The sequence below is a fragment of the Paraburkholderia phymatum genome, from assembly GCF_038900715.1.
Lineage (GTDB): Bacteria > Pseudomonadota > Gammaproteobacteria > Burkholderiales > Burkholderiaceae > Paraburkholderia > Paraburkholderia phymatum_A.
On record NZ_JAYMRZ010000013.1, the window covers coordinates 1 to 25,833 of the forward strand.

General features: G+C 56.0%; 17 protein-coding genes. 9 read left to right on the top strand and 8 right to left on the bottom strand.

Annotated features, from left to right (window positions below; translation table 11 throughout):
• Positions 1–200 precede the first annotated feature (200 nt).
• From VSR68_RS22905 to VSR68_RS22930, 6 genes are all read right to left on the bottom strand, one after another.
• Complete coding sequence (locus tag VSR68_RS22905; RefSeq protein WP_342942027.1) at positions 201–1,745, bottom strand: methyl-accepting chemotaxis protein; 1,545 nt, start codon at positions 1,743–1,745, stop codon at positions 201–203.
• A gap of 132 nt (positions 1,746–1,877) precedes the next feature.
• Positions 1,878–2,978, bottom strand: a complete 1,101-nt coding sequence (locus tag VSR68_RS22910) for a glycosyltransferase (protein ID WP_342942028.1) — start codon at positions 2,976–2,978, stop codon at positions 1,878–1,880.
• Between the two features lie 840 nt (positions 2,979–3,818).
• Positions 3,819–5,708, bottom strand: coding sequence for a nucleoside-diphosphate sugar epimerase/dehydratase (locus VSR68_RS22915; RefSeq protein ID WP_342942029.1), 1,890 nt, complete (start codon positions 5,706–5,708; stop codon positions 3,819–3,821).
• Positions 5,709–5,713: 5 nt separating this feature from the next.
• Entirely contained in the window at positions 5,714–6,742 is a 1,029-nt protein-coding gene (locus VSR68_RS22920) for a glycosyltransferase family 4 protein (RefSeq protein WP_342942030.1), read from the bottom strand.
• A 6-nt stretch (positions 6,743–6,748) separates the two neighbouring features.
• Positions 6,749–7,705, bottom strand: a complete 957-nt coding sequence (locus VSR68_RS22925) for an SDR family oxidoreductase (protein WP_342942031.1) — start codon at positions 7,703–7,705, stop codon at positions 6,749–6,751.
• Positions 7,702–8,547, bottom strand: a complete 846-nt coding sequence (locus VSR68_RS22930; protein ID WP_342942201.1) for a glycosyltransferase family 2 protein — start codon at positions 8,545–8,547, stop codon at positions 7,702–7,704. Before VSR68_RS22930 ends, VSR68_RS22925 begins: the two co-directional genes overlap by 4 nt.
• Positions 8,548–9,407: 860 nt before the next feature.
• Here VSR68_RS22930 and VSR68_RS22935 point away from each other — a divergent pair.
• The 8 genes from VSR68_RS22935 (at position 9,408) to VSR68_RS22970 (ending at position 22,406) form a co-directional block, all read left to right on the top strand.
• Positions 9,408–10,184 (top strand): CmcI family methyltransferase, encoded by a 777-nt coding sequence (locus VSR68_RS22935; RefSeq protein WP_342942032.1) that lies wholly within the window; start codon positions 9,408–9,410, stop codon positions 10,182–10,184.
• A gap of 53 nt (positions 10,185–10,237) precedes the next feature.
• On the top strand, positions 10,238–11,452 hold the full coding sequence (locus VSR68_RS22940) for a glycosyltransferase family A protein (protein WP_342942033.1): 1,215 nt from the start codon (positions 10,238–10,240) through the stop codon (positions 11,450–11,452).
• 78 nt (positions 11,453–11,530) lie between these two features.
• On the top strand, positions 11,531–16,948 hold the full coding sequence (locus tag VSR68_RS22945; protein ID WP_342942034.1) for a glycosyltransferase: 5,418 nt from the start codon (positions 11,531–11,533) through the stop codon (positions 16,946–16,948).
• Positions 16,949–17,171: 223 nt separating this feature from the next.
• Positions 17,172–17,942 carry a glucose-1-phosphate cytidylyltransferase gene (gene rfbF / locus VSR68_RS22950; RefSeq protein ID WP_342942035.1) on the top strand — a complete coding sequence of 257 codons (771 nt, stop codon included), beginning with the start codon at positions 17,172–17,174 and terminating at the stop codon, positions 17,940–17,942.
• Positions 17,924–19,018 (top strand): CDP-glucose 4,6-dehydratase, encoded by a 1,095-nt coding sequence (rfbG, locus tag VSR68_RS22955; RefSeq protein ID WP_342942036.1) that lies wholly within the window; start codon positions 17,924–17,926, stop codon positions 19,016–19,018. The genes rfbF and rfbG overlap by 19 nt, the downstream gene beginning before the upstream one ends.
• Positions 19,015–19,566, top strand: a complete 552-nt coding sequence (rfbC, locus tag VSR68_RS22960) for a dTDP-4-dehydrorhamnose 3,5-epimerase (RefSeq protein WP_342942037.1) — start codon at positions 19,015–19,017, stop codon at positions 19,564–19,566. Before rfbG ends, rfbC begins: the two co-directional genes overlap by 4 nt.
• Positions 19,563–20,786: a class I SAM-dependent methyltransferase gene (locus VSR68_RS22965; RefSeq protein WP_342942038.1), complete on the top strand. Its 1,224-nt coding sequence runs from the start codon at positions 19,563–19,565 to the stop codon at positions 20,784–20,786. Before rfbC ends, VSR68_RS22965 begins: the two co-directional genes overlap by 4 nt.
• Positions 20,787–21,323: 537 nt before the next feature.
• Positions 21,324–22,406, top strand: coding sequence for an acyltransferase (locus tag VSR68_RS22970; RefSeq protein ID WP_342942039.1), 1,083 nt, complete (start codon positions 21,324–21,326; stop codon positions 22,404–22,406).
• A gap of 255 nt (positions 22,407–22,661) precedes the next feature.
• Here the strand turns inward: VSR68_RS22970 and VSR68_RS22975 are convergent, their stop codons facing one another.
• Positions 22,662–23,507, bottom strand: coding sequence for an NAD(P)-dependent oxidoreductase (locus VSR68_RS22975; RefSeq protein WP_342942040.1), 846 nt, complete (start codon positions 23,505–23,507; stop codon positions 22,662–22,664).
• A 281-nt stretch (positions 23,508–23,788) separates the two neighbouring features.
• Between VSR68_RS22975 and VSR68_RS22980 the strand changes: the two genes are divergently transcribed.
• Complete coding sequence (locus tag VSR68_RS22980; protein ID WP_342942041.1) at positions 23,789–24,742, top strand: sulfotransferase family 2 domain-containing protein; 954 nt, start codon at positions 23,789–23,791, stop codon at positions 24,740–24,742.
• 370 nt (positions 24,743–25,112) lie between these two features.
• Here the strand turns inward: VSR68_RS22980 and VSR68_RS22985 are convergent, their stop codons facing one another.
• On the bottom strand, positions 25,113–25,826 hold the full coding sequence (locus tag VSR68_RS22985; RefSeq protein ID WP_342942042.1) for an ABC transporter ATP-binding protein: 714 nt from the start codon (positions 25,824–25,826) through the stop codon (positions 25,113–25,115).
• Between the last annotated feature and the right edge of the window lie 7 nt (positions 25,827–25,833).

Here is a 25,833-nt window from a genome sequence, read left to right on the forward strand (position 1 = left end):
CATCTGCACCTCATCAGGAATTGCAGGATTCACGCATCAATATGCCAGGTCCCTGCAATTCCCACAACACCATTTCCGACTCAAAGCCCCACTGTAGAAGGCTCCGCTGATTGTTCAGGGTCGACTAATTAAAAGGGAGGCTATTGCCGTTCAAGTTGGCGCGAGACGACTTAATGGTCTGGCGACACGCAGCCGTCGGCTTACAGTCGAAACACTGCCACCGACTCGCGCAGCACAATCGCCTGCGATTCCAATGACTTGGCCGCAGCGGCAGCCTGCTCGACGAGCGCCGCATTCTGCTGCGTGACTTCGTCGATCTGCCCGATCGCCTTGTTGATCTGCTCGATGCCGTCGCTCTGCTCGTGCGCGGCGCCTTCGATCTCCGTCATGATGCCCGTCACGCGCTCGACGGCGGTCATCGCTTCCTGCATCGTCTTGCGCGCATCGGCGACGAGCGACGCGCCCTGCTCGACCTGCGCCGTCGAATCGCCGATCAGATCGCGAATTTCCTTCGCCGCGGCCGCCGAGCGCTGCGCGAGCGCGCGCACTTCCGATGCCACGACGGCAAAGCCGCGCCCCTGCTCGCCCGCACGCGCCGCCTCGACGGCCGCGTTCAGCGCAAGGATGTTGGTCTGGAACGCGATGCCCTCGATGATGCCGATGATCTCGCCGACCTTGCGCGACGACCCGGTGATGCCGTCCATCGTTTCCGTCACGCGCGTGACTACATCGCTGCCGCGCACGACCGTCTCCAGCGCGCCTTGCGCGAGACGGTTCGCCAGCTTCGCGTTGTCGGTGTTCTGCTTGACGGTCGCCGACAGCTCTTCCATGCTCGCCGCCGTCTGCTGCAAAGCGGCCGCCTGCTGCTCGGTACGGCTCGACAGATCGGCGTTGCCGGCGGCGATTTCGTTCGCGCCCAGCGTGATCGACTGCGTGCTGCCGCGCACTTTCGACACGGTTTCGACGAGCCCGTCGCGCATCTGCGCGAGCGCCTGCAGCAGCTGGCCCATTTCGTTGCGCGAGCGCACCCTGACCGTCGAGGTCAGATCGCCTTCGGCCATGCTGCGGAAGTGGCGGATCGTCTGGTTCACGGGCTTCACGACAGCGGCGGAAAGACCGGCGCGCGCCAGCGCGCCCACCACGACAGCGGCCACGCCGATCGCGATGAAAATGCCCGTCGAGATCCTGAAGCGCTGGCTCAGCTGGTCCGCCTGGCGCTGCCGGTTGTCGGCCTGCGCATGCTTGAGCGCGTCGATCGCCTTCGCGTAGATGCCGTAGTAATGGTCGCCCGTTTCGCCCTGAATCGTGCGGAACGTGTTGAAGTCGTTGTCGACGAGGGCCTTGTGCTCCGGCTCGATCGCCTGGTTGACGAGCGCCGTGCGCGCGTCCGCGACGGTCTGCGCAAGCTTGCGCTCTTCGTCGCTGCCGAACGGGCCCGCCATATAGACGCGAAACTCGTCGTTCGACGCTTCGAGCATCTTGTGCGCGGCCGCGAGTAGGCCTTCCGTTTCCTTGCCGACGCTGAAGAGCGTCTCGTAGCTCCCGAGCGACAGGCGGACCTGCAACAGCTTCTCCGAGCTCGACGAAAGCGCGTTCATCGCGGCCGAAGTCTGTTGCACGTTCTGCAGACCGTCGTTGCCGAATTTCAGCGCGCCCCAACCGACGCCCATCACCGTCAAAAGAAGCGCTGCGAATACGCAGATGACGAGCGTCAGTCCTTGTCGGATAGTGATGTTGTTGAGCATGGAGAGTCCGTGACGTGCAATGGGCAGCCGGGATGGCGGCTCCATCGATGGCTAACGGCAACGGCTCGCGTGCTCTGGATAGGGAAAATCCATGACGCAGTATGTGGGATTGTGCGTGTGCTCGGGAAACCGTCAGGAGTGTCGCTTCCTTCGGACGACCAGCCACCTCGGTGACTTGAACCGTACGATGCTGACGTAGAGCCACACATAGGTCGCTGCGAACACGATCACAAAGCAGAACAAATGCAGCGTATGCCGCCAGAATAGCGTCGCAGGGATGACTGCAATCAGACAGAGGAGCCACAGGTAAGGCGAGGTCAGCGAATTGCGCCGCGTGAGTTCCCGCGCGTTGCGCGCGCCCACAACCCAGCGCATCAATCGCTTGTAGACGAGCATATGCAGGTGCACGCCATCTGGAATGCCCGGCGACATCCCCCGAATGAATTTCTTCCGGTAGATCGAAAAGCACGTCTCGAAAATCGGGTACATAAACAGCAGCACGGGATACCACGCCGATACATCGCGGTTGCGCATGACAAGCATGATCGACAACTCGCCGAGCATGAAGCCGATGAAATACGCGCCGCCGTCGCCGAGAAAGATCAGGCCAGCGGGGAAGTTCCAGATGAAGAAGCCCATCACCGCGCCCATCATGATCAAGGACGCCGACAGCACGATCGGGTCGTGCACCTGAAACGCGACATAGGCGAGCGAGGCGAACATCATGAACGCGACCATCGACGCGAGCCCATTGAAGCCGTCGATGATATTGATCGCATTCGCCAGCGCGGCAACGGCCAGCACGGTCACGGCGCACGAAACCGCCGCATACGACAGTAGAAAATCGAGCGGCGGCACGCTGATGCGCGTGACGGCGATCCCGAGCACGAAGTACGCAAGCGCCGCCGCGACCATCGTGCAGATCAGGCGCACGAGCGGAGAAACCTTCTTCGTCAGATCTTCGACCAGGCCCGAGGCGAACGCCGGCATCCCGCACGCGACAACGCCCAAGATGCCCGCCGACACTCCCGGATACGCGCCATGCAGCTGGATCGCCGATGCGACGAGCCCCGCCAGAATCCCCGTTCCGCCGATTCGCGGCACGGGCCGCGCGTGGAATTTCTGCACGCCGCCCAGATCGGTGTCCGCGAACGTTTCATGCAGATGCGCATAACGCACGATCACGAGTGTGACCAGTAGTGAAACGATGAAACCGAGCGCGAAACTGAGCATGAAAGTGTGGGCCGGAAAGCAAACGGGGGATTATACAAATGAAACGCAGCCTGCCCGGACGGGTTGACGGGCATTCGATGCATCACCTCGAGTGGGGGATGCTGACGATTCCGTGCAATTTGGTCGAGGCCCCGGGCGCAGATCGTCTATATCCATCTTCGGCAGATGAAAAGAATCCGTATGTCGGGCGATTCGCTTGGGACTATGACGCGGATTTGCTCGGGTCTGCACGTGAGACGCCCATCACACAGGCAGGTAGCGATGTTTTTTCGGCCATAATTCGCTCCGTACCCACGCTTGTTCTTCGAAGATGCGACCTACACTTCTTGCATGTCTGACCGTGGCGTTGCTCGCTTCGCCACTATCATCCATTGCTGCTCAATCAACTGCTTCGTTTACGATGACGGGCGTCGCCGACAATGGCGATACCGTCGAGCTTCACCTTGACAGTTCGCCTTCGAGATCCGCAACGCTTCTAATAAAGGGCGACAGAACGGGGTTTCCTCCCAAATCCATCCCCTGTTCGTATGAATTTGAACCCACACAGAAGGGTGGTCTCGAAAGTCCGATCGTCAAGATCACATTCAACGACAGGCAAACGATGACAATCGCCTGCGATCCATTGTCCGACAACTGCCACGCTGATGGCTATCCGACGGTAAGCGGCACCAGCTTCTCCATCCTTTGGCGCATCAGTCGGACAGACGCACAGTCCACCTCAACAAAGACTGGTATTCCGCGCAGATGATTTGAGAGACGCGCAGGCTCAATCGTGGGGGCGTGACAATTTTCAGGCACACGTACCGCACATGACTAAAAAGGCGCCTCGCGCCTTTGTCTTTACATCGACAGCCGTTGACCAACGAGCGGCGGCACGCTGCGCAACGGCGGCGCGGCCAATGTCGGCTGATATTCGGCGACCCAACGGCGCAGGTCACGGCGCACTTCGTCGTCCATCAGCACGCGGTGCTGCATGAGCCACGGAAGCAGTTCGTCGAGCAGACTCTCCGGCACGCCACGCGCCTGCGCGATTCGCAGCTTCGGATGTGGTGTGCGCGTGGTCGTTTCCTCGTCGGCCAGCAGTTCTTCGTAGAGCTTTTCGCCGGGACGCAAACCTGTGAACTCAATGCGAATCTGCTCTTCGGTGAAGCCGTAAAGCCTGATCAGATCGCGCGCGAGATCGACGATCTTCATCGGTTGGCCCATGTCGAGGATGAAAATTTCGCCGCCGTGTCCCATGCTCGACGCCTGCAGCACGAGTTGTGATGCCTCCGGAATCGTCATGAAAAAGCGCGTGATTTCGGGATGCGTGACGGTCACGGGACCACCCTTCGCGATCTGTTGCTGGAATTTCGGAATCACGCTGCCCGCACTGCCCAGCACGTTGCCGAAGCGCACAGTTTCAAATTGCGTGCGGCCGCTGGTCTGTTGCAGCGCCTGGCAGGTCATCTCCGCTAGACGCTTGCTCGCTCCCATCACATTGGTCGGGTTGACGGCCTTGTCCGTGGAAATAAGCACAACGCGCGTCACACCATGGCGGATTGCGGCGCGCGCAACGCGATACGTACCCAGCACGTTGTTCCGCACGGCTTGCCATGCGTTCTGCTCTTCCATCAGTGGCACGTGCTTGTAAGCGGCGGCGTGGTAGACGATATGCGGGGTGTAGCGTGCCATCACCTGATCGAGCAGCAGTGAGTCCTTGGTGTCGCCGATGACAGGCACAATCGCCACGCCCGGGAGGCGTTCATGCAATTCTTCCACGAGGCGATACATCGCGTACTCGGAGATATCGAATGCGATCAGCTGCGCGGGCTTGAAGCGCAGAATCTGACGACACAGTTCCGAGCCGATTGAGCCGCCTGCCCCGGTCACCATCACCACGCGCGCATACAGTAGCGCTTCGACGTGCGGCGTATCGATATGTACTGGCTCACGCCCAAGCAGATCTTCCAGGTCGATGCGGCGCACGCGGGACATCGACGCCTGTTCCTCGGCGACGTCCGTCAGCGCCGGCAGCACCATCGCGCGCACTCCGGCTCGCACGCACAGCGTCGCCGCGCGGCGCTGCTGCTCGACGGGTGCCGATGGAATCGCAATGATCGCGTACTCCGTCTTCATCGCTTCGGCGATCTCGGGCAGCTTGCTGATCGGGCCCAGTACCTTGTAACCGTAGATTTCGCGGCCATGCTTCGAAATGTCGTCGTCGAGCAAGCCAATTAGGCGCCACTCGCTTGTGCGCGCCAACTCGCGTGCGAGCATCGCGCCCGCCGTGCCCGCGCCGAGCACGACGACGGGCTTTCCTTGCGCCACCAGCCCACCGTACAGATAGAATTCCTTCGCTGCGCGGTACAGCGCGCGAGAGCCGCCCATCGCCAGGAACAGGAAGAGCGGCGACACCAGCAATACCGAGCGCGGAATGATCGGGTTGGGCTGCACCATCACCGCGAGGATCATCGTGATAAGGGCAGCCGCCGCCACCGCCTTCGATATGCGCAGCAGATCGGGCAAGCTGGCAAACACCCACATGCCGCGATACAGACCGAAGATGCGGAACATCACGCCATAGACAGGGAGCACCCAAATGAGCGCATGCAGAGCGCTGTCGCGAAAGTCGGTAGGTACGGCGCCGTTGAAGCGAATCAAATACGCAATCAGCCACGCGCCTGCGACGGCAGTCAGATCGAAAAGGAAAGCGCTGAAGGATAGCCAGCTGGCTTTGGTTCTTAGCATCAGCGTCATACCTCGGATTGTTTGGACAGTGTTGACTTGAAACGACGCCAGCGCAGATCCACGATGCCCCCCATGACGACCAGCACGGCGGCCCATCCAACGACAATGCCCCACTGAACAGCCGGGGAACAGCCAAGCGCAACTACGGCAAGTCCTATGCCGATGACCATGACCGTGTACCATGCCCACGCGGTGCCTGCATGGCCGACTCCCGAACGCACCATACGCTGATAGTAGTGCTCGCGGTGCGCCTGCCAGAACTTATCGCCTCGCGCGAGCCGCCGCAACAGCGTAACCGATGCGTCGCCGATGAACGGCGCGAACACCAGCGCCGGGAACCAGACTGGCCAAGTTCCCTTGAGCCAGCCCCAGTAGCCGAGTGCTCCAGCCAGATAACCCAGCGAAATAGACCCGGCATCGCCGAGAAAAATCCGGGCCGGATGAAAATTAAATAGCAGAAAACCAAGCGCCGCGCCAGCGATCGCCGCCGACGCAAGCGCCAATTCCGAGGCGGGATGACTGCTCGACAGGGCGGCCGCGGCATAGCCTGAAAAGCCGAACAGGGCCATGCCACCGGCCAGGCCGTCCGAACCGTCCATGAAATTATAGAGATTGACGAACCAGATCATCAAAAATGCCAACGCCCCAAGCGCCCACCACGGCGCCATCGCCGGAAACAGCGCGACAAGCGCGACGACGGCGACCAGGTGCGCGGCGAATCGCACGCGCGCGGGTAGCCCGCGACGGTCGTCGACCTGAGAGACGGCAGCAAGGAATGCCGTTGCGAGCACGGCGCACCACAGCGACGGCGCAACCAGCAGCATCCCCGCGAGCGCGACGGGCACGATACCCCAGCCGCCGACGCGGGGCGTAGGCCGTACGTGAAGTGAGCGGTCGTTTGGAATGTCGGTTGCGAGCCGCCAGGCGAGGCCGGTCTTAAGCAACGTGTACAGGATTGCCGCGCACGCGCAGACGCCCAAGATGGCGACGGCGGCCACGATCCAGGGAACCAACGACGGGGCTTGTATTTCCATGATGGCTCAATGAGTCGAGCGGTACCAAGCGGCCGTTGCCGACAGGCCGTCGTCGGTTGAAAACGGCGCACGCCAGCCTAGCACCTCGCGAATGTGCGTCGTATCCACCTGCAGACTGCCTATCAGACGATCGATCTCCGCCGAACGGCCAGTCAACCGGCCAGCCGCGCGCAGCCAGCCTGCTGGCACCGGCAGCATGCGCGAGGGTTTTCGCAGATGCAAGGCTAGCGAGCGGACCAGTTCCGCTACGGTCGGCGCGCCAGAATCGGCGACATGAAAGCACTGGCGCGCCGCACGCGGATCGGTCACACAGCGCACGAGCGCATCTGTCAGATTGCCAACGTAGATCACGCTGCGCCGCGCGCTCACTGCACCGAGCGGCAACGGCATGCCACGCCAGACGGCGTCCATCAGGCGCAGGAAGTTGGCGCGCACTTCGGGACCATATACGAGCGGCGGCCTGACAATGACAACATCGAGCCCAGTTTCCTTACCGAATTGAATCAACGCCTGCTCCGCCTCGCATTTCGAACGACCGTATGCATCTTGAGGGCACAGCGGGTTGTTTTCGCTCAATGGACGGCCTGGGTCGACTTCCGCCATTGCCTTGATACTGCTTACGAATATCATACGGCGCACGCCGCGTTGACAAGCTGCCTTGGCGACGCGCAGTGTGCCCTCCACGTTTGTTTGGCGAAAGGCCGCTAGCGGATCCGCTGCGTCGTCGCGCATCACGTGCACGCGCGCTGCCAGATGGACGACGCAATCGCTGATCAGATTCTGCGGCCATGTTGCAGGCAGGTTCGCGAAGTCCTTGCCGTTATGAAGCCATTCCTGAGTGCCGTTGGGACACCCGCCCGCCTGCCGGACCAACCCCGTCACCACATGGCCTTCGCTTAGCAAGGCTCGGCAGAGCGAACGACCGACAAAGCCGTTCGCCCCCGTGACCAGAACGTGACTCATAGCCATTTCCAGCCGAAGCGGTTGAAGAATTTGAACGCGGAAGCGGCAAACATACTGATGTGCGCCGGGCCTTTGCGCGCGGCCCCCCCGCCATGGTGAATCACCCGCACGAATGGCACATAGACGACACGGGCGAACTCATGTGCTCGTAAGCTCAGGTCGTAGTCCTCGAAATAGAGGAAATAACGCGGATCGAAGCCGGCCAGCTTTTTCAGCAGCCCAGTTCGAAACAGCATGAAGCAGCCGCTAATGATGGGTGGGTCCCAGACAACTTCGCGCTCGTTGATAACGTCATGCATTTCGTAGCGTGTCAGACGCTTTTTGAAGAGGTCGCGAATTCTTCGTGGGAGGAAACCTCGGACAAATAGGTCGAGAAGGGTCGGATAGCGACGGCACAGATATTGGAGTCGCCCTTCGCGATCCCCGATTCGCGGCGTGATGAGGCCAGCATCCGGATGCTCATCGAAAAAATCAAGCGCTTTCATCAACGCGTCCCGCTCGATATCGATGTCTGGATTCAAAATGAGGTGGTAACGGCTCTCGATCCGCTGGATCGCCAAATTGTGGCCTCGTCCGTAGCCAACGTTACCGTGTCCGCCAACGATCTCGCAAGCCACTCCCAGGTCCGTCAACACGCCAATGGTCTGCGATATATCCAAAAGACCGCCATTATCCACGATGCATATGTCAATCGCGAAATCAGGCCGGAATTTGCGCAATTCGCTGCACGCAACTCCCAAATTGGCAAGCGTGCAATTCAATAGCTCCTCATCCGGTCTGAATACGACAACAGAGACGGACAAGCCCCCGGTTTCGGAACGCGGCTCATCTAAAGAAATCATTTTTGAGAAACTGACGTGTCGTCTTGGCAACACTTCCAAGATTGAGGGCCGCAACAACCTTTCAGTTTCCTCAAAAACGCCGCCCTCGGCAACTCAATTTGCTGTTTGTTACATTTTCTTTTCCTTTGTTGCGAGTTGACCGCCAACTAGAAGAAAGCCGGACATGGTGCCCAGCCAGCAAAATATCTGGCAGAAAATCTTCTGCACGGGGGTCGTGTGGAAGCAACAAAATCGTAAAGTAGCGCCGCTGGAACATGTGGATTCGTTGATTCTGGGCAGCGAGCGGGCTCCTCGCCGGTGGCTGGTACGTCTACGCCCAACCCGCGCCGCACAGTTCAGCGCTTTCATCGACGCACTTGACCGGAGGCGGCGGAACATGTCAACTACGCCTTGCCTCAAAATCAAGTCACGTTTTCGGAATGACGGCTTGCGACATGTTGTCAAGCCGCCCCAAAAGCTTACTGGATCGACAAGATTGAACAGCACACTTGTACCGTCACGGAAACTTCTTGCTGTCCGCGATCCCAGCGATGGAGTTCGCATCAAAGTAACGCGCGTGGAGAGTGATTTCCGTACTGTCAACCGGTTCATCCGACTACACAAACGGAATCAGTACCATACCGCCAAGGAGCCAAGCGCAGTCCAAGATCGCTTGCGCCCCGGCTCCATTGAATCAACTTAACGTCGATCCTAGTCTCGCCCTAGCGTCAAGCCGCCTTCAACGACGCAATTGCACCACGCATCGTCCTCACTCGTGCGCGTAGATGTGTTGACCGTTGCTGTTCCAACCGACGGTCAACAATGACTTTGGGTACGCACATTCTATCGCGGCAAACACAACATTCTCAAAGGGAAATATCTTGTTTGAGCGTATTCATAAACTGATTAGCGGCACGCAAAGGATACAAAGCGATACTAACGTCCCACCACCTTGGACCAGCATGCATCTAGGGACTTTCCGGGCCAGCTTTGCGGAGCCGAATTTGACGGAGGAGGAGCGCCGACTCGTCGAGTCGTTCTCGGACTTGTACTATCGAAAGATAGATAATTTTCGCGGTCTTCATACCATCGTGCTGTCATGGATGGGCTACGAAATGTTCAAATGCCCGCTCGATCTGTGGGTTTATCAAGAGTTAATTATTAGAGAACGCCCAGATTTAATTATCGAGGTAGGTACATATAAAGGCGGCAGCGCACTATATCTCGCGACTGTATTCGATTTGGCCGGCTTCGGTGAAATCGTCACAATCGACATTGATCCCACACATGATTCGATTCGACCGCGACATCCTCGGATCACCTATCTAACAGGATCCAGCATCGCCGATGACGTGATTGACGACGTCGCCAACGCTGCAAAGGGGAAAAGCAATATCCTTGTCATTCTGGACGGGGATCATCGATGTGAGCACGTCCTGCAGGAGTTGCGGATTTATCAGCGCTTCATTCAGCCCGGCGGCTTCTTAGTGGTTGAGGATACCAATATAAACGGCCATCCTACCTATCCAGAGTTTGGTCCCGGCCCATGGGAAGCCGTCGATCTGTTCCTGAGGGAGAACGATGGCTTCTATGCCGATCGGTCGTGCGAACGGTTCTTATTGACGATGAATCCACGAGGATTCCTACGTCGGCGCTAATCTCCTCCACACGCAGCCGCATAACGATGACGATCTAGAAATGAGGGAATACAATGTCGAGACCATCCTTCTCGATCTTATTGCCGAGCCGAAATCGACTCGAACTATTAAAACACGCTATCGACTCAGTTTTGGCACAGAACGAAGGAAATCTGGAAATTATAATTTCGGATAATGCTTCCAGTGAAGATTATATCGGTTATATACGGACAATTACATCTGTGCCGATCCGCTACATTCGCGGGGATGCGCCGATTTCGGTAACCGATAATTGGAACCGCGCGCTCAAAGCCGCAACCGGTGACTATATTGTCATGCTTGGTGATGACGACGCCTTGACGCCGGGTTTCATTCAGAAAATGAGCGATATTATCGAAGACCATACGCACCCAGACGTCGTCTACTGCATGGCTTATCACTACGCGTACCCTGATGTTCTTCCTGATCAAGCAGCGGGATACTTATGCACCGTCAACAATAGCAGCTTATTTGACGAATCGCCTGCCGCCTATTTGCTTGATATGCATAAGGCAAGGCAACTCGCAAAGCAAGCTCTTCGATTTCGACATTTGATAAGTTTTAACGCCCAGCACTTTATTTGGCGGCGTGAATTCATAGAGCGCAATCGCTCGGGATCCGCATTTTTTCAGTCGCCGTACCCTGATTTCTTCGCTAGTTTCCTGACGTTTTTGGCGGCCGAAAAAATAGTTGTCACACCAACACCTGAAATTATTATTGGCATATCCAAGCACTCGTTCGGTTTTTTTCATGCAAACGACAAGGAAGAAGAAGGATTTCGCGAATTCTTCGGCGAATCGGTTCCAGAAACCGCACTCGCCGCAGAAAGCGATGAAATTCTCCGTGCATTGCGGCACCCCGGCACTGGACATTATAGAAACTGGCTAATAGCGGCGCTATATATCAAGCGATATTTTGCTGATTCCATTGACCTGCACATTGATCTCCGTCGTTATCGCCGAATCCAGATATTCGAGCTCGCCCAAAGCAGCGCATACAAGAAAACCTTGAGCCGACATTTTTTCAGGCAGAATATGAAGAATTTCGATACACGTGATCTACGGTATGCAGAAAGACTACTATGGGCGTTCGCGATGTTAGATCGCGTCAAAACCCTACCGCGGCCAATGGTGGTCTACGGGGTAAGAGAGTTGTTAAACATTCACCACCCGCCGAAAATATACCAGCACGACATCGGTAATCACGAAAATATTATGGATGCCTTTCACTGGCTGGAAAAAAATCGCTGATTGCGCCTCTTGACACAATGCCCCATTCTCCAATGCCTTTTGGATAATGTGATGAGGCGGCCTTCGAAAAAAGCTGACGTGTTCAATCTTCTCCAAAAAATTCGGGTTCCCTCTGGCTCCTTCAAATTTTCAATTATGCCTAGGAAAAATCGCTCCTCATTTTCACGTTATAAAATATTCGCGAGGCTTTGTTTTAATGCGGTGGCAGGAAGCCGTCCGCGTTTTGGTGTTTTCGCGTTGTTCGATCCCGAATGGTATCTGTCGTCGAACCCCGACGTCGCCGAAAGGGGGATAAACCCGCTGGCGCATTTTCTCAAGCACGGCTTACTCGAAGGTCGCAATCCGCACCCTTTGTTTGACACTGATTGGTACCTAGAGCGCAACCCTGACGTCGCAGCAGCAGGGGTCAACCCACTGGTCCACTTCATCACATCAGGCGCTCGCGAAGGTCGCGATCCGCATCCGCTGTTCGATATCCATTGGTACGTCGAGACCAACCCCGATGTTGCTGCAGCGGGGGTCAACCCGTTGATGCATTTCATCAGGGCAGGCGCTCGCGAAGGACGCGATCCGCATCCGCTGTTCGATACCCATTGGTACCTCGAGACCAATGCCGGAGTCGCAGCGACGAGGGGCAACCCGTTGTTGCATTTCATCAGGTCAGGCGCTCGCGAGGGACGCGACCCTCACCCGTTGTTCGACACTGATTGGTATCTCGAGCGCTACCCCGACGTCGCAGCGGCGGGGATCAACCCATTGGTCCATTTCATCACATCAGGCGCTCGCGAGAGACGGAGTCCACATCCGTTGTTTGACACTAGCTGGTACCTGGAAACCAACCCGGATGTTGCCGATGCTCAGGTCAATCCACTTGTCCACTACTTAAGATCCGGTGCGTCCGAAGGGCGCAGCCCGAGTCCCGATTTCGATACGAATTGGTACGTTTCTCAATATCCGGACGTGGCCGCGACAGCAATCAATCCACTTGTACATTACGTTCTGACCGGGGTTCACGAAGGCCGGGTACCGCATGCGAAGATAAAGGCACGCGAGCGATTGGACGGAGCGATTGCGCGGTATGAAGAAACGGGTGAGTTGAATGCCGAAACAACTCTTCGTCTGCGTCGCGATGACGCCGGCACTACTGCTCTTGGGTTTCTGTTGCCCAATCAACCGCTCAACGTGTTCGTCGATCCGAGCCTGAGTTCGACTCCAACCCTGAGGATTTTGCTGCCTTCCCTTCAGATGCGCTACGCTACCGGAGGCCCAAACACGGCATATATCTTGGGCATGCTACTCGCCAACGATGGCATCCCGGTCATTTTCGTGTCGACGGACTTACCTCTCGATGACAATCTCAACGGGATCAAGTCGCACCTGCATCGGTTGACCGGCTTACGGCCGGACGATCTGGCGGTCCAATTCATTGATGGCAGTGACCGGACGCAACCCTTAGCCATTGGCTATAACGACGCGCTGATGGCCACCGCGTGGTGGACTGCCCACGCCGCAAGATCAGCGACAAGCATGCTTCGCTGCAAGCGCATTTACTACCTGGTGCAAGACTACGAGACGCTCTTCTATGGCGCTAGTGAGAACTTCGCGGATGCCGAAGCCTCGTACAGTTTCGATCACGTCCCGATCATCAATACGAGCCTTTTGCGTGATCACTTGATTAGTCGAGCCGTCGGCCGCTACTCGAATGCCGACTTCAGTCGGCAAGCCATCGCGTTCGAACCTGCGATTGACCAATCGTATTTCCGTCCTGAGAACCGTGACGCTCAAGCACCTCGCCGGTTACTCTTTTACGCGAGACCAAATATCGCAAAGCGAAATCTCTTTGGACTTGGCATCGCTGTTCTGCGTGCGGCAGTTGAGAAAGGTCTTTTCGGGGACAGTGGTTGGGAATTTATTGGAATGGGGGAATCATTTGATCCGATCCCCCTTGGCCGCGGCTATACGCTCACGCCCGCCGAGTGGCTCGACTTCGAAGGGTACGCGGAACAGATGCGGGGAACGGACATTCTCTTATCCTCGATGCTATCGCCGCATCCTAGTTATCCGCCGCTCGAAATGGCCGCATGTGGTGGGCTGGCAGTCACAACTGTATTTGGAAGCAAAACGGCAGCACGCCTCTCGGCGCTCTCGCCCAATCTGATCGGTGCGGAACCTGAGATCGGCGACATGCTCTTAGCCCTCGCGCGCGCGCGGGCCCTTAGCGATGATAAGGGTCGCCGGCAAACAGCGCCACAGCTAAGTCTCCCACGGACCTGGACCGAAAGCCTTTCGCCCGCAGTGGAAACGCTTGTCGCGCAATTGCAACGTGACGGAATTTCACGGCGCGGAACACTTCCGAAACTCGCACGCCCCGTTTCCGTCGTCCGTGCAAACGATATCATCGAAGACAGCCCCACCTTCTATCATCGGCGGGCGCAATTGCGTCGCAAACGATATGTCGAAGGCGATACCCCTGGGCTCCTTAGTCTGGTTACTACCGTCTATGATACGGACCCGTCGTTTCTCACCGACCTTGCCCACACTGTCTTCGGTCAAGATACGACAGCCGACTTCGAATGGCTGATTCTGGACAACGGCTCCACGCGGCTTGAAACGCGTGAAGTCCTGAATGAAATCGCTCTCGATCGTCGTGTACGCCTTGGCCGTGCTGAACAAAATCTAGGTATAGTCGGCGGCATGCGTTGGTGCCTCGAGCGTGCGCAGGGACGTTATATCGTTCCGGTTGACAGCGACGACCTGTTGTTCCCCGATTGCGTACGGACACTTTCGAGCTTCCTGGAGCAAGCCGGAATGCCACTAGTCGTATATACCGATGAAGACAAGACCGACGGATACAATCATCGCGACGCTTACTTGAAACCAGAATGGGATCCCGTTCTGTTTGTCCATTCGTGTTTCATCGCCCACCTCACAGTAATCGATCGAAAGACAGCACTCGAACTCGGCTGCTACTCGGATCCAGCTACCGAGGGATGCCACGATTGGGATACGTTCATACGGTTCTTCAACGCTGGACAAGAGCCTGCTCATATTCCAGAGGTACTGTATTCATGGCGCATGCATCATGCGTCAACGTCGAGCAACTACCGTGCGAAACCTTATATCTATCAGTCTCATAAGGCAGCGCTTGAACGCTTCCTAGACGCACGCGGTAAACTCGATAAGTATGAGATCGTGCTTTCACCGCTTTTCGACGGCACGCCCGATTACCGTTTCAAGCGGCGCCGCGCTCGCACCGGCGATTCTCAAAACGCTGTGCGAGTGAACAATGACATCATCGCAACGGTCATGCTTGATCAAAGCGTATCGCGCGATGGCCTACGGGCTGCAATTGGTCACGTTGACCCTAACGTACGCTACATTCACTTGCAAAGTCGCAAATGCGATCTCATCGAAGGAGAATTTGCAGAAGAAGTGCTCACGCATTTCGATCTATTCCCTGATTCTGCTGTCGTTGGCGGACGCATTCAAGATGGCGAAATCATACGTGAGAGCGGATATGTCTTTGGCTATGGTGGTTCGATTGGTTGCCCTGAAAGCGGAAACGCATTGACTAGTTCCGGATACTTCGCGCAAGGTTGGAAGCCACGTTCGGTCGCAGCTGTATCTGCTCGCCATAGTGTAGTGAGTCGCGCGTTTCTAACCGAAAACCTAGACAAGTTGCCCGTTGAACTCAGTTTAACGATGCTCGGCCCGTGGCTTGGCGCACTTGCATGCCTAGCAGGACTACGTGTGATCTATACTCCACTGATCAGTGCGAAACTAGGAGCGGGCGAGGAAATCGCATTGTCGCACGAGGAGCTTGCCGGATTCACCGGGGCGTTCAGTAGCCTGATGCGAAATCCAGTCGGATACGCACATCACTTGGACCGCAGCGGACAGCGCGCATATCAACCTGCGGAAGTCGGCACGCCGCTGATTCGCTTGCCCTACGCAAATTTTTTTACACAGCACGTCGAACAACGCTTCGCAGCACTAGCCCCGCGCCTGACGGACGATTTGCCAACTATATCGGTACTGACAACAGTATACGAACGTACTGATACAAAGCTGTTTCGTGCGACGGCGGAAGCGATGAGAGCACAAAGGCACAAAGCATCCGAGTGGATTGTCCTGGCGCACGGTCCCATTCCAGCCGATCTCGACAAAACATTGGTCGCCTTCGAGGCAGAAGGACTACTTCGGACGCTCCGTCACGAAGTGAATCTTGGAATTCATGGCGGGCTACGCGTTTGCCTCGAACACGCAATCGGCGACTTCGCAATCTCGATGGATGCCGACGATCTCTTGACGCCGGATGCGCTTGCCATACTAGCCAACGCCGCGAAAAGCAATCCCAATAGAGCGATCTTTTATTCTGACGAGGATCTGCTAATCGAAGATGCCTTCTGTCATCCTTACTATCGACCGGATTTCGATCCCGCGCTGCTGTTTGCCCAATCGTACATATGGCATGCGATACTCTTCCAACGCCAACTGGCTCTCGCGCTAGGCGTGTTTACGTCGAGTGAGGCAGAGTACGCCCAAGATTGGGATACTCTTGTCCGCTTTGCCGAAGGTGGTCACGAGCCGTTGCATATTCCAGAAGTTCTATACCACTGGCGACAGCATCCGAGCTCTCTCTCAAACAGTGGTAACTCGTTCTCGGGAAGCGCAAGGTCCATCCAAGCAGTGCTTCGCGGCGTTGCGCAGCGCCGTCGCCAAGATCTCTATGAGGTTGCCCCCTATCCGTTTGATCTCGGCATTCAAGACTACTATCTCAGGCGCTTGCAAAAGGAACCTGCTTCGGTAGACCTCATATCGATCGGCCTTGATGCACGTGGACCTGAGCACTTTCCATTCGCTACCCGTCAAGTTGCGCCGCCGTTGAGAGGTCTGAGTGGAATTGCAGTTCTGCTTGATCTTCTGGAACATTCAGAGAGCGAATTTGCGATGCTTGTTGGGCCGTCAACCGTGGCAATTGAGAGTCAAGCGGTGTGGGATTCGCTAAAACACTTTGAATTGATCAGCAACGTCGTGGCCGTTACGGGTCCGCTCGTCGACGCATCGGGAAAAGTCTTACGGGGCTCGCTAGTCTTACGCGACCGCGAGCAACTCTGTGACCCGATTGCAGGCCGTGCAATGAATGATCCCTGCTCCGGTTCCTTGGGACTCAAACCTCATTGCGTAGACGGAGTATCTGTTGACCTTCTGATCGGGCGTCGCAGGTTCCTGGTCGATGCGCTCAAAGCGGCGCCTGGGAATCTCGCGACGAGGAGCTTGGGCGCATGGCTCGGAAGCTTCGCCTCCGGCACTGAGCGGCTAATGGTCTACGAACCTCTGCTGAGGGCCTTCGTGAAGAATGAGAACGATCTGATCGGCGACGGGATTAGCGGCCTGCAAACGACGTGGGCTCACTTGCTGGCAGCGCGCGCGCCCTGCAATGTGCCCGCCCGTGGCCTCGCCGGATTTGTCCGTCACTCCGACATGCATGAGTAGCCAGCACCCAACAGTCGGTACTGACCGCAACCGACGGGTTCAGCTACGGAAAAGCGAGGTCAGACGTTCTTGAGACAAGAGCAGTGCTGCGAGTAACGCCGTCTTCATGCACGAATCTTGCTTTCCAATGAAATATCGTTCGCGTACACTGGTTCGCTTATACTTCCTGCACATTCCAGTGGTCGAGCGCAACCCGTTACTGTCCTCTCCAGTCCCACAATCTATGAAAGCCGTAATTCTTGCCGGCGGGTTTGGAACCCGAATCAGTGAAGAGTCACACTTGAAGCCGAAACCGATGATAGAAATCGGTGGCAAGCCGATTTTGTGGCACATCATGAAGATCTACTCGCATTACGGGATCAACGACTTTGTGATCTGCCTTGGGTATAAGGGTTACGTAATCAAGGAATATTTCGCGAACTATTTTTTACATACGTCCGACGTCACGTTCGACATGAGCAAGGGAAACGGCATGGAAGTGCATCAGCGTTACGCCGAGCCTTGGCGTGTCACGTTGATCGATACCGGACCGGAAACGCTGACCGGCGGACGCCTGAAGCGAGTCCGTGACTACGTCGGCAACGAAACATTTTGTTTTACGTACGGCGACGGTGTTGCTGACATTGACGTGTGTCGTCTCGTTGAGTTTCACCGACGACACGGCAAACTGGCGACGGTAACGGCAATTCAGCCGCCCGGTCGCTACGGCGCATTGCATACTGACGGCGATGTCGTCTTGAACTTTCAGGAAAAGCCTGCCGGCGACGGCGCGTGGATCAATGGCGGCTTCTTTGTCCTTGAACCCAAAATATTCGACTACATCGACGGTGACGATACGAGCTGGGAATCTACGCCACTGCCCAAGCTTGCGGCCGAACAACAACTGATGACATACCGGCACCACGGCTTTTGGCAGGCAATGGATACCCTGCGCGATAAGAATCACCTCGAAGATTTGTGGCGAACCGCCCCTCCATGGCGAGTCTGGTCGTGAATCTGTTCGGCGGCGCCTACCTCAATCGCCGGGTGCTCTTGACCGGTCATACAGGCTTTAAAGGAAGCTGGCTCGCGCTTTGGCTAACGCGGCTTGGGGCGCACGTCACCGGCGCATCACTTGCGCCGGCGACCAATCCAAATCATTGGGATCTGCTAGAGCTCGATGCCGTTAGCCATCGAATCGATATACGCGATCCCGATGCGGTCGCGCGCGTCGTCGAGGAAGCGCAGCCTGAGATCGTGTTTCACCTCGCGGCCCAACCTCTCGTGCGCCGTTCGTATGTCGCCCCCGTCGAAACCTGGGCAACCAACGTGATGGGAACGTGCCACGTGCTCGAAGCATGTCGCACGATGTCGAGCGTGAAAGCCATCGTCGCAGTCACGACGGACAAGTGTTACGAGAACAACGAATGGGTTTGGGGTTATCGCGAGTGTGATCGCCTGGGCGGCCACGATCCCTACAGCGCGTCCAAGGCCGCAGCGGAACTCGTAGCGGCCAGCTACCGTGCATCCTTCATGTCGACAACCAACGCGTCGCTCCTCGCGACAGCACGTGCGGGCAACGTTATCGGCGGGGGTGATTGGTCAGAGGACCGGCTGATACCTGACCTTGTCCGGGCTATGGTCAACGGCGCCTCTTTAGAAATACGCTCGCCCAATGCAACACGTCCCTGGCAACACGTGCTGGAATCGCTGAGCGGCTATCTACTGCTCGGTCAGCGGCTGCTGACAGGACAGAATTGCTTTGCAGAACCATGGAACTTCGGTCCAGACTCCCATGGCAATCGGTCGGTCTCCGACGTGCTGCGGCACATGTCAGAGTCGTGGCCCGAAATAAAATGGCACACGACGACGCAGTATCATCCGCATGAGGCTCGGTTGCTATCGCTTGATAGCACAAAGGCGCACACGTTGCTACGCTGGCAACCCGTGTGGGACTTCGACGACGCATTGCGGCATACAGCTGAATGGTATCGGACGTGGCTCGCGTCCGGCGAAGTCGTCAGCGTGCGCCAACTCGACCAATACGTTGAGGATGCCGCAGCTATCGGTGCATCATGGTGCGAGTCATGAAAGTGACACCTACTGCCATTGCAGGCGTGATGATTGTGCGCGCCACACCCTTTGCTGACCATCGCGGAATTTTTCAGAGAGTTTTCTGTGATAAAGAACTGGAATCGATAATTGGCCGACGGCACATTACACAGATCAATCACTCCAAGACAATGCGTGCCGGTGCAGTGCGCGGCATGCATTTTCAGCACGCACCACACGCAGAACTGAAACTGGTTCGTTGCCTTCGCGGTAAGGTCTGGGATGTTGCTGTCGATTTGCGAGCCGACTCGCCAACGTTTCTCCACTGGCACGCAGAGGAGCTTTCGTTTGACAACGGACGAATGCTCGCCATTCCAGAGGGATGCGCGCACGGCTTTCAGGTTATCGAGCCTGAAAGCGAGTTGCTATATCTTCATACGGCGTCGTATGAGCCCACCGCCGAAGGCGGCATACGGCACGATGATCCGGCGCTGAACATCACATGGCCTCTTCCAGTTGCCGATGTCTCTCAACGAGATCAATCACACCCTCTTCTAACGCCGGAGTTTCGCGGAATAACTGTATGAACTGCCGACACTGTCAAACGCCCTTGGAACACGTTTTTCTCGATTTGGGTTTTGCGCCGCCATCCAATGCCTATCTAACAGCCAGCGACCTAAAGGCTCCTGAGACGTATTTCCCACTAAAGCTTCTTGTCTGCCAACACTGTTGGCTTGTTCAAACCGAGGATTACGCACGCGCGCATGAACTGTTCAAGCCGGACTACGCGTATTTCTCGTCGGTCTCCCAAACTTGGCTGGCGCACGCGAAAGCCTACGCGGAAATGGTGTCCAGGCGTTTTGCGCTGAGTCAAGACAGCCTTGTCATTGAGGTAGCGTCAAATGACGGCTATTTGTTGAAGAATTTCATCGAGGCCGGTATTCCATGCCTAGGTATCGAACCGACCGCAAGCACGGCGGAAGCAGCTGAACGTCTTGGTATTCCAGTGCTGCGTGATTTTTTTGGTGAAGCACTTGCAAGGCAACTTGCCGCAAAAGGCAAGCAAGCGGACCTTATCGCTGGTAATAACGTGTTCGCGCATGTTCCAGACATCAACGACTTCACCTCGGGCTTGAAAACAGCGCTAAAGCCGCATGGCACAATTACATTGGAGTTCCCTCATTTGATGCGATTGATCGAGCACGTGCAGTTCGACACCGTGTATCACGAACACTTCTCCTATCTGTCGCTTCGGACTGTGATGAAGATTTTTGCACGCGCAGGTCTGCGCGTATGGCAAGTGGACGAGCTTGCGACGCACGGCGGCAGCCTCCGAGTGTACGGTTGCCACGACGAAGATCGGCGCGAAAATCATCCCTCGGTAGCAAAGGTGCTTGACGAAGAGGCTCGCTTTGGGCTCGCGGACCTTTCGACTTACAGCAGCTTCCAGTCGCGGGCCGATCACGTTAAGAATGGCCTACTCCAGTTCCTGCTTGAACAGAAGAAGCTGGGAAAAAAAGTTGCCGCGTATGGGGCGGCAGCCAAAGGCAACACTCTTCTCAACTATGCTGGGGTAAAGCCGGATCTGTTGCCGTATGTATGCGACGCGGCGCCGTCGAAACAGGGGAAATATCTTCCCGGAAGCCACATCCCTATTCTTCCGGCAGACGCGCTTCGCAAACACCGCCCGGACGTCATTCTCGTTTTGCCTTGGAATATTCTCCACGAGGTCACCGATCAGCACGCCTACGTCAGAGAATGGGGAGCTCGATTTGCGGCCGCCGTACCCGCTATAAGTATCTCTTGATACGGCGTACCGTGCGCCGACGACCGACGTCTCCCCTAGCTGTAAGCAGAATCCGAGCGAAGTGTGCGGTCGTGATCGTGCTCGACGGCGGCAATGGCTCCGCCTACTCAATTGTCTGTTCCCCAGATGCACATATTGCCATGCCGTCCATCCTTGGCCAGATAGAGAACACACTCCGATCGCGGATGAAGCGAAGGCTGCAATAAAGGGAAAGAAGGAGCGGCGACCTCCACGACGCGCACCGTTCGCCCAGCCGTAGGCGAGAATTTGGAAATACGACGCGCTGGAGGCCGTCGGGGACTAATGCGACTGAAATCTGGTGCTGATGTGCGAAGGTCGGGTCGAGTTTACCGTCGCCGGACGCAGAAGCTGCGATCCTGCGCAGCTAGCTCGTGAGCGTCACGCCGCTAACCTATTTGCCGGCATGGATGGCGAATAGCATATTCGCAGCACCTTGGAATGGCGGGATTTGTCTCGCTAACGCACTGGACGACCTACCCGTACTAGGCGCGGTCGGCAACCGAGAGTGTATGGATCATGATGCTTGACCAATTGCTTCGCCGCGGAAATAACAACGCTGATCTGCTTCGCCTAATCGCCGCGACAGCAGTAATATGGGGACACGCGTACAGGCTGACTCCTGAATCAGGCGTGGACGAGCCACTCGGCAACCTCCTCGGGTTCGATTATTCCGGCTCATTGGCGGTGAAGTTCTTCTTTTTCCTCAGTGGCATTCTCGTTACCAACAGTTGGCTTACGAAGCCAAGCGCGGTCCGTTTCGTATCGGCTCGATTTTTCCGCATTTTCCCGCTACTGTTTGTTAGCTCTTTTGCAACGATCGTCATCATGGGGCCGACGCTAACTTCTATGTCGGTATCCGAGTACTTCCACCATCGCGGCGACCTGACGCGGGTGCTTTTGCATCCCTATATCGAATACGTGCTACCGGGCGTGTTTGAGCATGCGTTGTATCGGCATGCAAATGGTTCGATCTGGACGATCAAATATGAATTGATGCTTTACGCCTTACTTCTCGGTGCTGGGATGTGCGGGCTTTTTCGTGTTAGGCTAGCCGCCACCGCGGTTCTCTTAACGGGTATTGTCGTCTGCTTGGCCTGGCCCGATGGCATCACCGCAATCGGTTTACCTAATATCAACAAGGGTGGCCAACTGCCAGCATTTTTTGCATTCGGCTCTCTACTAGCCCTGTACAAGGAACGCGTGCGGATAGACGGACGCCTGTGCATCGGGTTGGCGGTCCTCGCCGTCACTGTCAGACATGGCCCCGCATTCGAGTTTGTATTCTTGCCTGCCTTTTTTATTACTGCCTTGTGGGTTATGTCATTGGACATTACGAAATCCATTCGCCTTCCGGGAGACTTTTCCTATGGGGTGTATGTGTTCGGGTGGCCTCTGCAAAATACTTTCGCCAGCATTTTCCCGAAATCCGGAATACACGGAAACCAGATTATGACGTTTGCATGCGCGTTTCTCCTTGCGGTTATATCGTGGTTCTTGCTTGAAAAACCATGCATCTCGCTGGGTCAAAAGATTCCAGATCTTTTACGACGAAGAAACCGGAGCGCTGAAGCAGAAGCTCCCAAAGCGACGTTCGTGTGATAGAACTGCCTGCACTTACAGCTGTAAAATAAGTAAGAAGAGGGAGGCGGTAAAGTAATCCGCTACGCTCCTGGCATTGTCTTATCTTGTCCGCAATGCCGAAGGAATTTATACATTTCGACGATTCACCGAGTCATACCGCGCGGATGCCTTTTGTCAGTCCGGCACCGAGAATCGTGATGCCGCCGGTTGTATTTGGCACCATGCACGTGACGTTCGCGCTGAATGCATATGTGCCAAGGGTAAATTGGCTGATCAAAGGCCGGAGGCGATCGACTGAAGCCGGCGCGCGTCCCCCCAGAACGCCATTGGTTCATGGCTGGGATATGGATAGTGTCCCAGGTTGAGTGTAATTTGCGCGCTCCGCTCAACAATTCTTCGTTCGACCAGCCGACGCACGGATATCGGCGCACCACTACAGATGTTTGTTACGCCACTCAGTTCAGGATGCTCAATCAGTAAGGCTAACCTCCGGACGACTTCCACCACCGGCAGGTAGTCCCGCAACTGCTCCCCTCCCGACATATTGAAAACCGAATCGCCGTCATCAATCGCGCGATCGAGCTGTGCAAGTACACTGCGCGGATTCTGTCCCTCTCCGTACATGTAGAACAATCGCGCCCATTGCAGGGTAAACTGCCGCTGCTGCCAGGTCTCGAGAAATTTCCGAAGTGTATCTTTCGCCAACGAGTACGCATTCCTTGGCTGCGACTCCAGCGTCTCCGAAAGACACCCGTCTCGCATGCCATATTCAAAGCATGTCCCAGTCACAAGAACCTGCGAAATGCCCGCCGTCACACATTGCTTTAGGAAGCGATAAGCGGCTGGCAGATTCTCTTCGAAGTGAAACGGCGCATGATAATTGGGAAGCCCTGGCCAGGCAAGATGGATAACAGCATCTTGACTACCTAAAGACCCAAAGAAATCCGGCTCCATACAGCCAACGTCCGCGGTAACGATGCGAACTTCGCTGGACCATCGAAAATGGCGCGCTTTTGCTTTATCCCGCGCGAGCGCGACAATTTCGTGGCCGCGGGAAAGCAATTCGGGCACGAGATGCTGGCCGATAAAGCCGGTGGCTCCAGTTACAACGACTTTCATGGGCTGTCCTGTATTCGGGTTACGCATTCATTGCGGCACTATGCGCCATGGCCTACTTGCCTGCGCAAGCGCAATCAGCATGGCGTCCAAAAATATAAGGAGATCACTTAATACGGGCGCGCTAACCACCAGTATCTTGCGCCTCATAAGACACGCCAGCGTCATCTTGCAACGAATGAAAAGCCGTATCAAGCGCGTTACACTCAGCGTCTCAGTTCTCGGAACGTAGGTGTCAGCGACCAACTGACCATGATAGAATTTTCAAAGTTTGAGGGTGATCGGTGCCGACGCCCGTATGTGCGACCGAACTGAAGCCGTCGAGCTTTGAAGATTATCGAATACTCACCGATTTCGCGATCTTAACATTTAGTGGCTGGGCAAATGCCGCGGTGCAAAAATTTGCGTCGACGCTGCGAACATTATTGATTTTCTTGAATATGTTGGACAATACCATCGGTAAAATAGCATTTTTACATATCCCAAAAACAGCCGGTGTTTCAGTTATCGACGCCTTTGTTCAACGGCTTGGCGCGGAATCCTGCCAAGCATTTAGCAGCGAAATTTCTGAAGATGTCTTCAGCAAAAAGACATTTGTGTCCGGGCACGTTTACCTCGGTGACATTCAATGTGATCCGTTTATTTTCACGTTTGTTCGAAATCCGCTGGAGCAAATTGCATCGCATCTGATGTGGGTCGACCACTATAATCAGCCGGAGTACGAAATCGAGCTCAATGGTTTCCCAGAGAAAATTAGGCAGGAGATACGCCGGGTTGCGAGCGTGGATCTTTCAAGCGCTAAATCGATAGACAAATATTTCGAATCACGCTCTCATGACTCCGAGATCAGACTGATCAATCTCCAATCCGAATTGCTTGTATTCAAGCGCGGCCACGTCACTGAAATGACACACAGAGATCTCGCAAGCAAAGCGATAAACAACTTAAATCGGTTTGGATTCGTTGGAATTTCCGAGGATCTTTCAGCTGAAATGAAAACACTTTTTGAAATGCTCAATCTGGGAGCGAGCCCAGTTATTTCACATCTCAATTCCTCTCCTTCTTCACGGAAAGTGGATACAAGCGTGCATGATATTCAGCGAACTTTGCTGAAATATGTTCAAGCGGATCTACGACTGTACGAGCACGTCATGGCAGAAAAGAAAAGCTCTCTTAAGACCAACCGGAATATCTTTTCCATAATGCAATCCTTTGCGAGGAAATACACAAGAGCTTAAAGAAAAATCCAACTATTGGCCTAACAGGCGCTAAGGCCGGTACCACCTTCAGGAACTCCCAGTGCAAGCACCAGCAAAGGTAGCGACGGCACTGACGGAAGAAAGTAGCACTCCAATACACCGCGTATGGTCATTTGACTGTCCCGCGTCCACGTCAAATACAGCGGCCCGAAGATCATTCCAATGAATCGCCAGGAAGTTAAAGAGCGGTCTATCATTTCGGCGATCGTGCATTCGGCCCACTGACGTACAGGACAACAACGCGTCGATCGCCGCTCGTGAGAACGGCAACGTCTCGTCCGCGGCGAGACGAATGACCAGCGCTGGTCTGGCGGGTCGCCAGTGACTACCCTCAGGCGGCGCCCAGCGATCAGAGCTCACTGATCCGGCCGTGCTGGAACGTCAGCACGCGGTTGCACATCTTCTCGACAAGCGCCTGCGAGTGCGAAGCCAGCACCAGAATCGACGAATTTTCTACGACCTTGTCGAGCCGCTCTGCCGCCTTCTCGTTGAATGCAGCATCCCCCACCGACAGCCATTCGTCCATCAGCACAATGTCCGCGTGAATAGACGTTGACACGGCGAACGCGAGGCGCAGCAGCATACCGCTTGAATACGTCCGCACGGGCATGTTCAGGAAGTCTTCTCCTAACTCGCTAAATTCCGCGATCGCCTCGAGCTTCTGCTCGATCTCACGAGGCTTGATACCCATCATGATGCCGCGCAGAAAAATGTTCTCGTAGCCAGTGGCTTCGTGATCCATGCCAAGGGAGATGTCGATCAGCGACACGATCCTGCCCTTGACATCCAGCGTCCCTGCGACAGGCGGATAGACGCCCGCCAGCACGCGAAGCATGGTCGTCTTGCCAGCACCGTTATGTCCGACGAGGCCCACGCGGTCGCCTGGCTTGAATTCAAAGCTGACGTCGTCGAGCGCCCGGACCGTGACGCGCTTCGCCGCGTCGGCTGCCACGCGCCCACCGGTTGTCGCGCGCATCAGCGACTTGCGAAGCGAACGATGCGACGCGTTGTAGATCGGGAATTCCACGACCACGTTTTGTGCACGAATGTATGACTCACTCATTCCCGAC

Bases quoted from the DNA above. Each gene is read 5' to 3' on its own strand.
- rfbF (WP_342942035.1), top strand. From the start codon at position 17,172: ATGAAAGCCGTAATTCTTGCCGGCGGGTTTGGAACCCGAATCAGTGAA.
- VSR68_RS22965 (WP_342942038.1), top strand. From the start codon at position 19,563: ATGAACTGCCGACACTGTCAAACGCCCTTGGAACACGTTTTTCTCGAT.
- VSR68_RS22910 (WP_342942028.1), bottom strand. From the start codon at position 2,978: ATGCTCAGTTTCGCGCTCGGTTTCATCGTTTCACTACTGGTCACACTC.
- VSR68_RS22985 (WP_342942042.1), bottom strand. From the start codon at position 25,826: ATGAGTGAGTCATACATTCGTGCACAAAACGTGGTCGTGGAATTCCCG.
- VSR68_RS22930 (WP_342942201.1), bottom strand. From the start codon at position 8,547: ATGATTTCTTTAGATGAGCCGCGTTCCGAAACCGGGGGCTTGTCCGTC.
- VSR68_RS22920 (WP_342942030.1), bottom strand. From the start codon at position 6,742: ATGGAAATACAAGCCCCGTCGTTGGTTCCCTGGATCGTGGCCGCCGTC.
- VSR68_RS22975 (WP_342942040.1), bottom strand. From the start codon at position 23,507: ATGAAAGTCGTTGTAACTGGAGCCACCGGCTTTATCGGCCAGCATCTC.
- VSR68_RS22915 (WP_342942029.1), bottom strand. From the start codon at position 5,708: ATGCTAAGAACCAAAGCCAGCTGGCTATCCTTCAGCGCTTTCCTTTTC.
- rfbG (WP_342942036.1), top strand. From the start codon at position 17,924: ATGGCGAGTCTGGTCGTGAATCTGTTCGGCGGCGCCTACCTCAATCGC.
- rfbC (WP_342942037.1), top strand. From the start codon at position 19,015: ATGAAAGTGACACCTACTGCCATTGCAGGCGTGATGATTGTGCGCGCC.
- VSR68_RS22970 (WP_342942039.1), top strand. From the start codon at position 21,324: ATGATGCTTGACCAATTGCTTCGCCGCGGAAATAACAACGCTGATCTG.
- VSR68_RS22925 (WP_342942031.1), bottom strand. From the start codon at position 7,705: ATGAGTCACGTTCTGGTCACGGGGGCGAACGGCTTTGTCGGTCGTTCG.
- VSR68_RS22905 (WP_342942027.1), bottom strand. From the start codon at position 1,745: ATGCTCAACAACATCACTATCCGACAAGGACTGACGCTCGTCATCTGC.
- VSR68_RS22940 (WP_342942033.1), top strand. From the start codon at position 10,238: ATGTCGAGACCATCCTTCTCGATCTTATTGCCGAGCCGAAATCGACTC.